This window comes from Pelagicoccus sp. SDUM812003, assembly GCF_031127815.1.
Taxonomy (GTDB): Bacteria; Verrucomicrobiota; Verrucomicrobiia; order Opitutales; family Opitutaceae; genus Pelagicoccus.
In genome coordinates this window covers 215,298-228,572 of the sequence record NZ_JARXHY010000004.1, presented here as the reverse complement: position 1 = coordinate 228,572, position 13,275 = coordinate 215,298, and the positions used below count along the sequence as shown (strand labels likewise).

11 protein-coding genes are annotated in these 13,275 nt (G+C 58.4%); 2 read left to right on the top strand and 9 right to left on the bottom strand.

What is annotated here, in order from left to right; translation table 11 throughout:
- Window positions 1-153 precede the first annotated feature (153 nt).
- Entirely contained in the window at window positions 154-1,680 is a 1,527-nt protein-coding gene (locus QEH54_RS07625) for a sigma 54-interacting transcriptional regulator (RefSeq protein WP_309018057.1), read from the bottom strand.
- Window positions 1,681-1,838: 158 nt separating this feature from the next.
- Between QEH54_RS07625 and QEH54_RS07620 the strand changes: the two genes are divergently transcribed.
- Window positions 1,839-2,051, top strand: a complete 213-nt coding sequence (locus QEH54_RS07620) for a hypothetical protein (RefSeq protein WP_309018056.1) — start codon at window positions 1,839-1,841, stop codon at window positions 2,049-2,051.
- Window positions 2,052-2,169: 118 nt separating this feature from the next.
- On the opposite strand, the gene QEH54_RS07615 is transcribed toward QEH54_RS07620, so the two are convergent.
- The 8 genes from QEH54_RS07615 to QEH54_RS07580 form a co-directional block, all read right to left on the bottom strand.
- Window positions 2,170-3,129 (bottom strand): outer membrane lipoprotein-sorting protein, encoded by a 960-nt coding sequence (locus tag QEH54_RS07615; protein WP_309018055.1) that lies wholly within the window; start codon window positions 3,127-3,129, stop codon window positions 2,170-2,172.
- A gap of 59 nt (window positions 3,130-3,188) precedes the next feature.
- Entirely contained in the window at window positions 3,189-3,638 is a 450-nt protein-coding gene (gene secG / locus QEH54_RS07610; RefSeq protein ID WP_309018054.1) for a preprotein translocase subunit SecG, read from the bottom strand.
- 95 nt (window positions 3,639-3,733) lie between these two features.
- Window positions 3,734-4,708: a ParB/RepB/Spo0J family partition protein gene (locus QEH54_RS07605; protein ID WP_309018053.1), complete on the bottom strand. Its 975-nt coding sequence runs from the start codon at window positions 4,706-4,708 to the stop codon at window positions 3,734-3,736.
- 8 nt (window positions 4,709-4,716) lie between these two features.
- Window positions 4,717-5,340 (bottom strand): LysM domain-containing protein, encoded by a 624-nt coding sequence (locus tag QEH54_RS07600; protein ID WP_309018052.1) that lies wholly within the window; start codon window positions 5,338-5,340, stop codon window positions 4,717-4,719.
- 58 nt (window positions 5,341-5,398) lie between these two features.
- Window positions 5,399-6,379, bottom strand: a complete 981-nt coding sequence (gene fmt / locus QEH54_RS07595) for a methionyl-tRNA formyltransferase (RefSeq protein ID WP_309018051.1) — start codon at window positions 6,377-6,379, stop codon at window positions 5,399-5,401.
- Between the two features lie 132 nt (window positions 6,380-6,511).
- A complete protein-coding gene (gene der, locus QEH54_RS07590) occupies window positions 6,512-7,915 on the bottom strand; it encodes a ribosome biogenesis GTPase Der (RefSeq protein ID WP_309018050.1) in 1,404 nt (467 codons plus the stop codon).
- Between the two features lie 61 nt (window positions 7,916-7,976).
- Entirely contained in the window at window positions 7,977-9,149 is a 1,173-nt protein-coding gene (locus QEH54_RS07585; RefSeq protein ID WP_309018049.1) for an aminotransferase class I/II-fold pyridoxal phosphate-dependent enzyme, read from the bottom strand.
- Between the two features lie 160 nt (window positions 9,150-9,309).
- Window positions 9,310-9,792, bottom strand: a complete 483-nt coding sequence (locus tag QEH54_RS07580; RefSeq protein ID WP_345785643.1) for an Lrp/AsnC family transcriptional regulator — start codon at window positions 9,790-9,792, stop codon at window positions 9,310-9,312.
- Window positions 9,793-10,003: 211 nt separating this feature from the next.
- On the opposite strand from QEH54_RS07580, the gene QEH54_RS07575 reads away from it, so the two are divergent.
- Window positions 10,004-13,162 (top strand): choice-of-anchor tandem repeat GloVer-containing protein, encoded by a 3,159-nt coding sequence (locus QEH54_RS07575; protein WP_309018047.1) that lies wholly within the window; start codon window positions 10,004-10,006, stop codon window positions 13,160-13,162.
- The last annotated feature ends 113 nt before the right edge of the window (window positions 13,163-13,275 follow it).

Sequence of the window (13,275 nt, the reverse complement as noted above, 5' to 3'; positions counted from 1 at the left end):
TCTCCTTAGTTGCTCAACACCTGAAACTTAGAAAGAATAACGCTTGGTCGATCGACGGTAGATCCGGCACACGGGAAACTATTTCTACCCATTCCATCCAGACGTTTTTTGCACATCGTGACGCAACCGCACGCTACAAACCAATGGGGCGCCTCAATCCACCCCGAGCACGTAGCGCTTGGCAGTGCGGCGATCGACTTGCAGAACCTTGGCCGTCTCTTCGTAGCTTCCTCGCTGGAGGTAGACCTCCTGGGCGTAGCGGCTGAGCAGCTGGTTGGCGGTCAGCCCCTGCTCCGTCGCGTCTTTGATTCGATCGAGCTCCTGCTGACTCAGCCCGAAGTCGACCGTCTCGTAGCTGCCGTGAACCATGATGTTGCGCACGCATTGCTCGAGCTCGCGAAAGTTGCCTGGCCAGCGATAGGCCGGTCCGAGGCGCTTCACGATCCAGTCGCAGGATTCCTCCGCCAGAGCCTCCCCGTCCTCCGGTCCAGCCACCTTGCAGGCGATGTGGCGAACGAGAAGCTCGAGCTCGTTTGTGTCGCCGGCGATGATCTCGCTGAGCGACGGGGTGCGGATGCGATCCGCGCAAAGCCGGAAATAGAAATCCTCCCGGAAGCTCCCCTTGGCGATCTCGTCCGGCAGGTCGCGGTTGGTCGCAGCCATGACCTTGCCCACGAAGGGGCGCAGCGAGGTGTCGCCCAGCCGCTGAAACTGGCGGGTCTGCAGCACCCGAAGGAGCTTCACCTGGATGGAGCAATCGGTCTCTCCGATTTCGTCGAGAAACACCGTGCCGTATTCGCCACACTCCTCGAAATACCCGCTGCGGTCCTGCAAGGCGCCGGTGAATGCCCCCTTGCGATGCCCGAACAGCTCGGACTCGATCAAGGTCGGCGACAAAGCGGACAGGTTCAGCGGGTAAAACGCCTTGCCGAAATCCACCGCGAAGGAGCTGCTACGCTCGTCGAACGGCATGAATCGCGACATGCCGACGGCTCTCGCCACCAGCTCCTTGCCGCTTCCCGACGGTCCCGTGATCAAGGTCACGATATCGCCCATGCGATTGTAGAGGGACCTCTGATAGCGCTGCATGTTGCGGGTGAAGCAGGAGTTCCAGATGCGCCCGCGCAGTTCGCAGATGGCCTGCGAGCCGCCCACGAGGTAGCGGTAGATATTCAGCCAGGCCCGTCTCAACTGAAAATAGAGCGCGAAGTAGAGGGCTTCGTCCGCTGTCGAAAAGCGAGTGGCAGGACTGACAGCTAAATAGTAGCGCTGCCGCTCTCGATACTCGTAGTAAAACTCCGCCTCCACCGCTCGAGGCCGACCCGACAGGGTCTTATCGATGAGCTTGTCGTAACGCTCCATCATCTCGTGGTAGACCAAAAAGTGCATCAGGTTCTCGTACACGCCCTGCTCCTCCTGCGACGCCTCCCCCGCAGCCTTCAGCTTGGTCCGGGCCGATTCCATCAACTCGTGAGCGAGACCTAGGAGTCGCTTGAGATTCGGCGCCAGCAGCTCCTCCGAATCTCCCGGCGCCACGTAGGCGGCACGCTCCTGATAGTCGCCGCCGAGACACTCCTTCTCCAAATTCCAGCGCGTCTCCTCAAAGGGATTGCAGTAGACGATCGCAGCTAGCTTCTGAGCAAGGGGCCATTGCTCGCGGGTAAACAGATTTCTCGGCATCGATGTACACTATTTGCACATGAAAGATAGTCAATATCGGCAAGCGGTGGACTCGTTCTAACTCATTTCGAAATCACATAAATCCCTATTCCCCTAAGCTTCATACAGTTGCAAAAACGCAATCCATCTCCGGCATCGCCCCTGCGAATGCTGGGAGCATGAAACCCAATACTCCCTCCCGGAAATCCTCGTTTCTCAGGTCCGCGCTCTGCGGCCTATTGATCGCCGCAGCGTTCATCGCCTCGTCATCCGTCCTAAACAAGGCGGCGCAGGGCGTCCCCGAGGTCGAGCAGAGGGCAACGACCCAGCTCGCGCCCATCGCATCCGATTTCGATGACATCGTGGAGCAGATGATCGCTCGCGGATTCTAATGCGGAGTCTCGCAGACCCTCGCCAAGATCGAGCGCGTCTCGCAAAGCGCGGCGCTTTTGATGTTCGCGCTCCGTGGCCGCGTTTCCGCGAAACGCGGCTTTTCCGATCGAGGCGAGGTTACTCGCCTTGTTCGCCCGCGGTCCCTTCAGGCTCATCGACGGAAGCAGCGGCCGCGGTCGCGAGCTGCGTCCCATAGACCGGCTGCAGCAGTCCTTCGGGTTGAAACACCCAGGACGGCAGCTCTACGCCCATGGCGGCGTCCAGCACCTTGAAGCGCGTCTTGTCGCGGCTTAGCTCGTCGCGCACATCGACTTGGCTGAGCACGGCCTGCCCGTCGACCACCTTGAAGGAGACCACGGAAATGGTTTTCCGTTTCACCTCGTCCGCGTCGAAGATCTCCACTCGAATCAAGGCGTAAAACTCCTCGTCGAGGTAGATCCGCACCTTGGATACGCGCTCCTTCAGCTCTTCATTTCCTTCCGGCGGAAACATGCTGAAAGCGTGACAAGGGCGACCCTTCATGGTGGTGCGTCCCTCGTATCTAAACTCCTGCCAATAGCTGAACGGCATCAGCAGATCGAATACTGTGAAATCGCTGCCTGCGATGGGCTCGAAATAGTCTTCAGCAGTCACCGAAACCGGAACCGGTCCCTCCTCCGTCTCCGCGAGCTCCATGGCGTTGGCGAATATTCCGTTTTGCAGCAAGAGACGCCGCGTCACCGCAGGCGTCAGCTCTCCTCGCTCGCTCACCTCCGCCGGCTCGATCGCCACGTCGAGGCGCGAAAGCGGTCCCATCTGGTTCATGGTGCCGAGCATCACTCCCGGCACCGTAGTGGTTTTTTCCCCACGCGGCATGAGGCGCAGCTGGAAGTTCAGCCGATAGTCCGCCGCGATGCCAAGGCGGCGAAAGTTGCTCAGAACCTCGAACCCGTCCTTCTGGCTCACATCTTCTCCGAGCGTATCCAGCGGGCTCGAGCCATGACGTCGCTGGGCGTGCGCGAATTGAAAGGATTGCAGGGCGAGCAGCAGCGCCAGCAAAGTCGCGAAAACGGGGCGAATGTGATGAGGTCTAGACATGAAAATGGCCGGGCTAGCTAAGAGACCCGGCCAAGCAAAGTAAAGTTTCCTGGAAACGGCTATTCAGCCGCAGGCGTTTCAGGAGCCTCGTCCTGAGCTCCAGCCGCCGCATCCTCCGCTGCAGCTGCAGCGTCCTGAGAGGTGGCTTCGGCTTCCTCGGCGGCTTGCTCGGAGGCGGAAATCAGCTCCTGCAGAGCGTTCACCGCGTTGTTCTGCTCGGTGGCTTCGATCTGCGGCAGCGTCCCACCGGTTTCCGCCTGGTGCTCGTGCACGTAAAGCCGGCCGAGATAGAGGCCAAAGACCATGACGAAGAAGATGATGGAAATGTTTCTCGTCCAACGCGTCAGCACGGAAGACGTTTCCGCTCCCAACGCGGATTCCGCCATGCCGCCACCCATCGCGGAGCCGAGTCCGCCGTTTGCGTTGCCGCGCTGCATGAGGACCACGAGGATCAAGAGGAGAGAGACTAGGACCAAAACAATGGTCAGAAAGGCGTTGAGAGAGTCCATAAGAATCGGAGACAGTCGAAAAAGGGAATTGGCTTGTCAAGGACGGAAAAGCCGCTTTCGCGCCACGCTCTTTTCGCCCTTTGGCGACGGAATGGCTAGCCTTCCTCCAGGCCGATCTTTTCCAGAATACGCTGCAGGTCGTCGTTTCCGGTGTACTCGATGAGAATCCTTCCCTTCTTAGGGCTGTGCTTGAGCGCCACGTTGGCGTTGAGGAAGGAAGTCATGCGCTTCTCGATGTCCTCGATCGCCGCCGCCTCCGCCGAGGAAACCTCGCGACCGCTGCTGGATTTCGACTTGCCGCTGCGCTTGGTGGACTCGATGAGGGCTTCGGTGCCGCGCACGCTGACGCCATCCTCTATAATGCGGCGCCCGATCAAGGTTTGCTCCTGCTTGTTCTCCAGACCGAGCAGCACCTTGGCGTGCCCCACCGACAGCAAGCCGGTGGAAAGATACCCTCGAATCTCTTCAGGCAAGGCCAGGAGCCGCAGGGCGTTCGCGATTGTGGCCCGGCCCTTTCCGACGCGTTCCGCCACCTGCTCCTGAGTCAGGTCGAAATCGCGCAGCAGGCTGGCGTAGCCCATGGCTTCTTCGATCGGGTTGAGGTTTTCCCGCTGCAGGTTCTCGATCAAGGCCATGGAGGCCGAGGACGAATCCCCCGCTTGAATGATGCGGGCCGGTATCTTGTTCAATTTGAGAAGCTTGAAAGCTCTCCAGCGCCGCTCTCCCGCCACCAGCTGATAGATGCCGTCGACCTCCCGAACCACGATGGGCTGGATCAAGCCCTCGCTGCGAATGCTCTCGGCCAAGTCCTTCAGCTGACTCTCCTCGAACTCGCGGCGAGGCTGGTAGGGATTCGGCTCCACCTTGGAAACCGAGATTTCCATGAAATTCGCCTTGGCCGGGGACTCGTCGCTCTTCGCGGGCGGCGCTGCCGGGGGGGCGGCCTTCTTGGCCGCTGTCGACTTGCTAGCGGCCGTGGCCTTGGCGACCGGTTCGGCCGACTTCTTCGCAGTGTTGCCGGAGATGAGTCCAGCAAGCCCTTTACCCAAACGGGGTTTTCCTTTCGCCATGGCGCAGATTACTTCTCTTGAGGAACTAGAATGACCTGACCTACCTGGAGCAGGCGAGGATCTGAAATTTTATTGGCGTTCTGAATCCAATCCATTCGCGAATTCATCTTCTTCGCGATACCGGCCAAGGTGTCGCCTGGGGCCACGGTGTAGGGAACCCCTTCCGACGGAACGCCTTCGAGCGAGAAGCTCGTCTTGATGTTTGGATCCGGCTTTTCGATCTGAGGAATGGCGCCAAGCGCCTTGTTCACCTTCGAAGCAAACGCTTCGATGGTTTTTCCGACTTCCTCGATCACCTCCTTCTTCAACACCTCGTCGCGCTTTTCCAAGGCAGCCACCGCTTGACGAATCGAGGCGTTGAGCTGATCGGCCGTCACGAAGCGAGCCAGCTTGCCGTCGGCGCTTTGCTCGTAGCTGTCCACCAGCTCGCGCAGGCGGCGGTTTTCGCGGCGCATCTCCTCCAGCTCGTTGGTCATCTGTCGCAGTCGCTCATCGAGCATGCGCACGTCCGCGATGAGATTCGCTACCTGGTACTGGAGATTCGACGAGCTCTGGGCCTTCGCCGATGGACCAACAGCGAGACCGAACAGGTACACTACCAAAAGGAGACCGAGAAAGGGGCTACGCAACATCCTGCAAATCTGAAAAAAAGTTCCTCTGAAAACAAGTGCTAAGACGGGAGCAATTTCCTTACCGGCCATCGCGCGTCACCAGTGGCGGCATCTGCTTCGACTCGAAAACCGACTTCTCGGGCAACTCGAAGCCGCGCATGAAATCGGCCGCGTCGAGCATCTTGCCGCCAGGTCGCTGCAAGCGCTTGAGAAAAACGCTACCGGTCCCGCAAGCAACCTTCAGCCCTCGCGACTCCAAATCGAGCACCTCCCCCGGCTGGCCTGAACAATCCGCTTCATCCCAGGTCGCCAGCCCGATCTTGATCACCAGATCGCCCAGCCTAGCCCGCGCCCCAGGCCAAGGGAACAACCCGTTGATGCGCTTCGCTAGCTCGCGGCCCTCCACCCTAAAATCCAACTCGCCATCCTCCTTGCCAAGCTTGCGAACAAAACTGACCTGCGATTCGTCCTGCGGCAGCGACGTCGCCTCACCGCGGTGGATGAGCGGCAAACCGCGGCGCAAGAGCGGAACGCAAGCCGCGGACAACTTGGCCTCGACATCGAGGGCTGTATCCTCGGCTTCGATACTGACCTTCTCCACATCGAGCACCGGTCCCGCATCCATCTCGCGTACCATCTCCATGAGAGAAACCCCGGTCTCGGCATCGCCACTCGCCACCGCGCACTGGATGGGCGAGGCGCCGCGATATTTGGGCAGCAAAGATGTATGCAGATTCCAAATACCGTATCTCGGCGTTTCTATCAGTTTCTGGGAAAGCAAGTGACCGAAGGCCATCACCAGGATTGAATCGAGCTGCATGGCCTCGATTTCCAGACGCTGCTCCTTTCGCATCTTTTCCGGTTGATGCACCGGCAAGCCGCGTTCCAAAGCCCAAGTTTTGATTTCATTGGGCGCCACTTTCTTGCCACGACCGCGGGGTCGATCTGGCTGCGTGTAGATGGCGAGCAGTTCGATATCGCCGCACTCGCCTTCCCAAATCGCGTTCAGCGCCGGCAAGGCGATGGGATCCGAGCCCATGAATATCATTCGATATGCCATTTTATTTCAACGTTACGAATGTGATGTAAGCTTGATCTGATACGCGACACATGAAAACGCGCCCGGAGGTCGCGTTCCACCGTTTAGCTTCCGGCGGATGGTGGAGCGGGACGTCCGGGCCCGCTCTCTTGCCTAATCTTCCTGGATGTACGGGTTCTTCTTGTTCACCAAATCGAAGACCATGGGGCAGCCGTCGAGATCGAACTCCTCAACAAGTCCTGCGACCATGAAGCGTTTGTAGGAGTCGGCCAATTTCTTGGCCTGGTTGCAGAAGATCTTGAAGCGGTACGGGCGGTTGCCTGTGTGCACCGCGTAGTAAACGCGGAAGCGGCGACCGTCCTTCTTCGGGGCTGGCATGCGCTCGGCCATCTTGTAGATCTTGTTGTTCAAGCGGCCGGTGGGAATCTTGCGGCCCATGCGCTTGTCGAGCTGACGGGCGTGGTAGAGGATCTTTTCGATATCGATTCCTTCCTTGGCGGAGACGAAAACCACTGGCGATCCGGGAACGAAAAAGAGCTCGCGGCGGATGCCCTTTTCGAAGGCCTCGCGAAAGTCCTTTTCCGTTTCGAAGCCGTCGATCTCATCGTTCTCCCATGCCTTCAAAGTCAGGTCCCACTTGTTGACCACGATGACCACCGGCTTGTTGGCCGCGGTGGCTTCGCCGGCGATGGCCTTGTCCTGATTGGTGGGGCCTTCCTTGGCATCGACCACCATAAAGACCACGTCCACATCGCGAATGGCGTCGAGCGAGCGAACGCGAGAGAAGTATTCAACCGATGAATTCAGCTTGGTTTTTTTGCGAATCCCAGCCGTGTCGGTCAACTGGAAGTGCCAATCCTCGCCGCGCTTCGACTTCCAGGTGAAAGGCATGTTGATGGAGTCGCGCGTGGTGCCAGGCACGTCGCTCACGATGAAGCGCTCGGACTGGACCAAACAGTTGCTCAAGGAGGATTTGCCAACATTCGGGCGACCGATGAAGCAAACCTTGATCACCTTCTTGCCTGATTCGGTCTCCGGAGCGGGCGGACCGACCACTTCGTCGCGAATCTTCAACACCGACTTTCGTAAGCCGGATACTCCCCGTCCGTGTTCCGCGGATACAAGGAACGGCTCGCCGAATCCGTAGCGATAGAACTCCTTGTCGCGGATCGCAGTGGTATCGGTATCCACCTTGTTCACAACCAGCAGCACGCGTTTCTGGGTGCGGCGCAGCTTCTCGGCCATCTGGGCGTCGAGCGCCTGCAGCCCCTCTCGGCCATCGACCACGAATAAAATGAGGTCCGCCGCGTCGATGGAGAAATCGATCTGTCCTTCCACCGCGGTGACCAGCTTCGCCGGCGTATCGCTCATGCCTTCGAGCAGCCCCATGCCACCTGTATCCATCAGCGTGTAGCCATCTTCCAGATCGCGCGAAATGATGTCGCGCGTCACGCCCGGCATATCGTGCACGATCGAAATGCGCTTGCCCGCCAATCGGTTGAAGAGACGGCTTTTGCCAACGTTGGGTCGGCCTACGATTGCCACTGTGAAGTTCATATCCAGAAAATTGTTACACCGAAACGAAACGCAGGGGAGTCACGCTCCCCCGCTTCAAAAATCACTTACACTTGTTGACGAAGCGCTCGATGCGGTCGCAGGCCTCCACAATCTGGTCATAGCCAGTCGCGAAACTGCAGCGCACGAAGCCCTCGCCGAATTTACCGAAAGCGGTGCCAGGCACCATAGCCACCCTCTCCTCTTCCAGCAAGCGCTTGGAGAAGGTCACTGAATCGAGACCCGTTACCGAAACATTCGGGAACGCATAAAAAGTCGCGTTGGGATTATGGCAGGTCAACCCGATCTCGTTGAAACGTCTCACCACCAGATCGCGACGACGATGGTAGGCCTGACGCATTTTCGCCACGCCGTCGTCTCCATTTCGCAGGGCTTCGATACCGGCGTCCTGAGCGACGATAGAGGCGCACATCATAGAATACTGGTGCACCTTCATCATGGCTTCGGTCAGCGGAGCGGGCGCGCAAGCGAAGCCCAAACGCCAGCCGGTCATGGCCCAACCCTTGGAGAACCCGTGCAGGAAGATCGTGCGTTCATGCATCCCCGGGAAGGTGCCGATGCTGATGTGCTCCCCCTCGTAGGTCATCTCGGCGTAGATCTCGTCGCTGATGACCAGCATGTCCTTTTCCACGGCGAACTTGGCGATTTCTTCCAGTTCGGCCCGCTCGGCCACACCGCCTGTCGGATTGCAAGGAAGGTTGATCAAGAGCACCTTGCAGCCGGGCTGCCAGGCCTTTTTCACTTCCTCAGCTTTGAGGGTGAAGGCGGACTTAGCATCCGTCTTGATGGGCACGCCAACGCCATGAGCCAGCATCACCGTCGGGTGATAGGATACGAAACACGGGTCCTGGTAGAGCACCTTGTCGCCGGGATTGATCACCGCCCGCAGGGCGATGTCCATGGCTTCGGAAACGCCCACCGCGACTAGCACTTCGTTGTGCGGATTGTACTCCAAGCCGAAGTTGCGCCCCACGTAAGCGGAGATTTCCCGCCGCAGTTCGATCAGTCCGAGGTTCGAGGTGTAGTGAGTGCGTCCCTTCTCCAATGCGTAAATCGCCGCCTCGCGTATGTGCCAGGGCGTCGTGAAGTCGGGCTCGCCGATTCCCAGCGAGATTACGTCCTTCATGGCCGCCACCAGCTCGAAGAAGTCGCGGATTCCCGAACGCGGGAGTCCGATAACATGATCGGCGATGAAACGGGTTTGGTCGTTAGACATTGGAGTTCGTATTTTGGTTTTTTGTCGGAATCCCGCGCTTTTGGCGGGTGGTTCGAGTGAAAGTGCTGGCAAATAAGGCGTGTTTTAGAAACGGGAAAAGCGGCCTGACCCAAAGTCGCAGCCGCTCGAAGAGGTTCGAATTAAGATTTTTCGTCCTCCGCTACGGCGTCACGTCAAGACGCGCCTTGTCTTCCGCTGGCTGCTCGATCAAGTAGCCTTGTTCCTTGTAGGCGCGAAGCATGAAGTGGGTCGCGGTGGACAGAACGCCTTCGATCGTAGAGAGGCGCTCGGAAACGAAGCTGGCCACCTTGTGCAGTGAAGAGCCTTTCACCACTACCAGCAGATCGTAGCCGCCGGACATCAGGTAGCAGGACTCGACTTCGTCGAAACGGGAAATGCGTTGGGCGAGGCGATTGAAACCACCGTCGCGTTCGGGAGTGATCTTCACCTCGATCGCGGCCCTCACGGCGAGGGAGTCGTCCTTTTCAGGATTAAGCACGGGTATCCAGCCGAGAAGGATTCCCTTTCCTTTCAATTCCTCTAGCTGTGCGTCCACGTCCTCGCGCGTCATGCCAAGGATCTTGGCCATCTGGCTCTCATTGAGACGTTCGCCTTCAGCTAATAACTTGAATACCTCGTTCATAGAATCCGCCCACATTGCAGGAAGTGGGCAAATGATCCAGCAGGAAATTTAGCGGAAGAAAAATCGGATTTCTGGCGAATAAACTCGCGGCTGCCCTCGTCCCACCGAGCCAAGGAGACCGAAACACTGTTCTAGACAAATGCCGCTTCGGGCTCTTTTCTCGCATTCAGCCTACTCTGTTATCCATCCAACGCCTAATCCACCTCCTCCCATGCTAGATGTCGACTGCTCTAGCGCGGCCCTGCCGCGTGCTAGCCTGTCCTTTCTAACACAATCGGCTTTCACGAAAGCCATTGTCTCGCTGTTTTGCCTCGGGGCAGCGGTCGCTGGTCGAGGGGACCCGATCATCAAAGCGGAGAAGCTCGGCACCTTTCATCCCGGCGTTTCCAACTACAACACCGCTCTCATGACCTCGCCGGACGGCGAGCACTATGGCTTCATGGGCGGCGATGGAAGCCGTGAGAACATGATCATCGACGGCATCGCCGGACCGCTCTACACGCAGGTTGGCAGACAACTGGTTCGGGTCTACCAAAAGGATTATTCCGTACGCCGCCCGGGGCTTCCGTTTCAATATCGACCCAAAGACGCCCCGATACGATTCACTGGAAAGGGCGACGAAGCGGTCTACGTGGCCAATCAAGGTGGCACCACTCAACTCATCGTCGCGTCGAACGGCATCCACCGGGAATGGCCCACCAACGGACGGCTCACCATGGCGGCGGTTTCAGATGGAGGGAACTTCATCTACGGCGTCTACCAGGAAAACCAATCCTATCAGCTGGGCGGCCCCAGCATGACGCTAGTTATCAACGAAACGCCTTCTCCAGCGGACGTGTTTCCGATGACACAGCCAAACACCATGGCCTTCCACGAACCTGATGAAGGCCAACCTGCCTACGCCTACATCGGACGTATCCAGAAAATGGTTAACAATCGCCGCCAGGACGAACATCGCGTTTTCATCAACGGTGTGCCCGGGCCCGCCTACCTGAACATAGAGACTCAACTGCATCCCCTGTGCTTCGCTACTGTCGACGGAAAACTCGCCGCCGTCTACTCCGCCCAAAAAGCGGGCGAACGCGATAAGCGAGCCGTCATCCAATTCCTCGACGGGACGGTCATCGAATCCCAAGGGGCCCTCATCGCCAACAGCCTTCGCGTCACCGAAGAAGCCAACGGCGTCGCCTGGCTGGAAAGCCCCATCCAAACCGATCCTCGTCAAAACCGCTACAACAATCCCGATCCGATCACCGTCTCTGTGGTGGTAAATGGCCAGACCGCCTTCGACTATCAGGCCGATCAAAACGAGTCGCGACAGACCGCGCGCTACTTTCAGCTCAGTCCCGACGGCTCCCGTTGGGCGGCCGCTCGCTACCTACAAGGCGGCAACGGAGCCGTCTGGCACGTGATCGTCGACGGAATCATGGGACCAGAATATCCAATGATAGAGAACCCGGAATTCTCCGCCAGTGGCGAGCACTTCTATTACGTGGCTCGCAACGGGAGAAACGCCTTTTTGGTCTTCGACGGCATGGAATACGGCCCCTACTCCAACGTCTCCCAGATCGTATCCAGCGATTCAGGACAAAGCATCGCATGGTTCGGCCAAGGCCAATACGAAAGCGGCATCTACGTGAACGGCATGCTCAAGACCCCCACCGAATCCTACGGCCCGCAAACAGCTCTCAAGTTCCATCCGGGCACAGAGGATCTGATCTACACCAACCAAGCGCAAAACCAGCTACAACTGCAGGTCGGCGAGCAAAGCTTTCCTATACACGGACGCCAGCAAGGCGAGCCCGTCATCTCGTCCGACGCTAGCCGAGCCGCCCTCGTCGGCCAGTTCCACGCCCACGGAGAACAACCCGGATCGCAACTTTGGATCGATGGCGAAAACATTTCCCTTGGTGAGGACGCTCTCACTGTCGATCCGGCCTTCTGGATGGGTTTCAGTCCGGACAACAAACACTTCGCCGCCTTCGGCCACCTTCGAGACTTCAGTCCCGAGCGCCGAAACGCAGGTACGCTCATCGTCGATGGATACCACCTCGAGCCACTGCTCGATCTCCAGTTCCGCGATCTCATCAACCCACGCTTCACCGACGAAAACAACCTTCAATTCTACGCCTCATTCGATCAGGAAATCATCCGCTACACGGTCGATCTCGATGCAGCGCAAGCTTACGGAAAAGCTCGAGCCGAGGCCCAGCAGAAAGGCGGCGGCACGTCCCTCTTCGCCCTGGATCCACAAACCAAAGTCACCCAATTCGACCACGTCTGGCTACGTGACGGCGACTTGATCTACGGCGTGGCCAGTGGTGGAGAATACGGCCAAGGCGCGCTGTATCGACTCAATGGCGACGGCAGCGATTTCCAAATCCTTCACCACTTCATCGGCGGCGGACAACATGCCCGCCAAGCCTCGTCACTTGTCCTCGCAGACGATGGCTACCTCTACGGCACCGCAGGCGACAACTCCTTTTTCGCTGAACAGCCACGAGTCGCTGGCGCTATCTTCCGTATCCGAACAGATGGCACGGGCTACGAAATCGTATCCAAATATCCCTACGATAGCAAAACCCGCACCAGTCCCAAACTCTACGGCATCGCTCCGAATGGGGACTTGCTGGCAATCGGTCCCGTACCCAACCCAGGACGCAGCGGCACAGACGGTCTCCTGAAAATCGATCGTTCATCCGGAGAAATCGAAACCGTGTACCGAGCGAACGAATACCCGGAAGACGCTCAACCGATTTTCAAGACGCTCGTTCCCTTCATCGATGGAAAGGACGGTTACTACTACGGATGGGATCAGCGAAGTCTCTATCGTTTTACGCTCGATGGAAACGCTCCGGAAAAGCTCTACCAGCTCAAAGGCTTTCCCCTCGACGGCGACAGCATCACCGATGGTCCCATTCTCTTTGGAGATTGGCTCTACGGATTGACCCACGGTGGCGGCAAGAATCGACTCGGCGTGGTGTATCGACTGAAGCGCGACGGTTCCAACTACGAAGTCATCCGTCACATGGAAGCCGACAGGAAATTCGTCGCCCTCACCGCCAACGAAAGCGGCGTCTGGGGCTACCGCACCGAACCGCAAACCGTGCAACACCGCAGGACGAATGTGCCTGCGCTGGAACGCCTCGACCAGGATGGCGGCGAACCCCGCGTATTGGAAAACACACGACTAAGCGACCGCATCTGGTTTGGAGAACTCGCTGGCGAACCTACGCTATTCGCTCTCACCGCAAAGGAGCTGATCGCAGTGAGCATGGATGAAAAATCCACCACCCCACCAGAACTCACCAAAGAAGTCATCGCCATGCCAGAACTGAAAGCCGGCACCTCTGCCACCGCTTCGTTCTAAAAAGGCAGAGTCCGGCCGCCAACGCTCTCTTGAGGTAGGGTCCGTCCGCCGTGACGGACCGCAACGGCGTGCCACGGCAGTCACGCCCTACCTACACGCGTAACACTTTACGG

Bases quoted from the DNA above. Each gene is read 5' to 3' on its own strand.
- QEH54_RS07625 (WP_309018057.1), bottom strand. From the start codon at position 1,680: ATGCCGAGAAATCTGTTTACCCGCGAGCAATGGCCCCTTGCTCAGAAG.
- QEH54_RS07620 (WP_309018056.1), top strand. From the start codon at position 1,839: ATGAAACCCAATACTCCCTCCCGGAAATCCTCGTTTCTCAGGTCCGCG.
- QEH54_RS07615 (WP_309018055.1), bottom strand. From the start codon at position 3,129: ATGTCTAGACCTCATCACATTCGCCCCGTTTTCGCGACTTTGCTGGCG.
- secG (WP_309018054.1), bottom strand. From the start codon at position 3,638: ATGGACTCTCTCAACGCCTTTCTGACCATTGTTTTGGTCCTAGTCTCT.
- QEH54_RS07605 (WP_309018053.1), bottom strand. From the start codon at position 4,708: ATGGCGAAAGGAAAACCCCGTTTGGGTAAAGGGCTTGCTGGACTCATC.
- QEH54_RS07600 (WP_309018052.1), bottom strand. From the start codon at position 5,340: ATGTTGCGTAGCCCCTTTCTCGGTCTCCTTTTGGTAGTGTACCTGTTC.
- fmt (WP_309018051.1), bottom strand. From the start codon at position 6,379: ATGGCATATCGAATGATATTCATGGGCTCGGATCCCATCGCCTTGCCG.
- der (WP_309018050.1), bottom strand. From the start codon at position 7,915: ATGAACTTCACAGTGGCAATCGTAGGCCGACCCAACGTTGGCAAAAGC.
- QEH54_RS07585 (WP_309018049.1), bottom strand. From the start codon at position 9,149: ATGTCTAACGACCAAACCCGTTTCATCGCCGATCATGTTATCGGACTC.
- QEH54_RS07580 (WP_345785643.1), bottom strand. From the start codon at position 9,792: ATGAACGAGGTATTCAAGTTATTAGCTGAAGGCGAACGTCTCAATGAG.
- QEH54_RS07575 (WP_309018047.1), top strand. From the start codon at position 10,004: ATGCTAGATGTCGACTGCTCTAGCGCGGCCCTGCCGCGTGCTAGCCTG.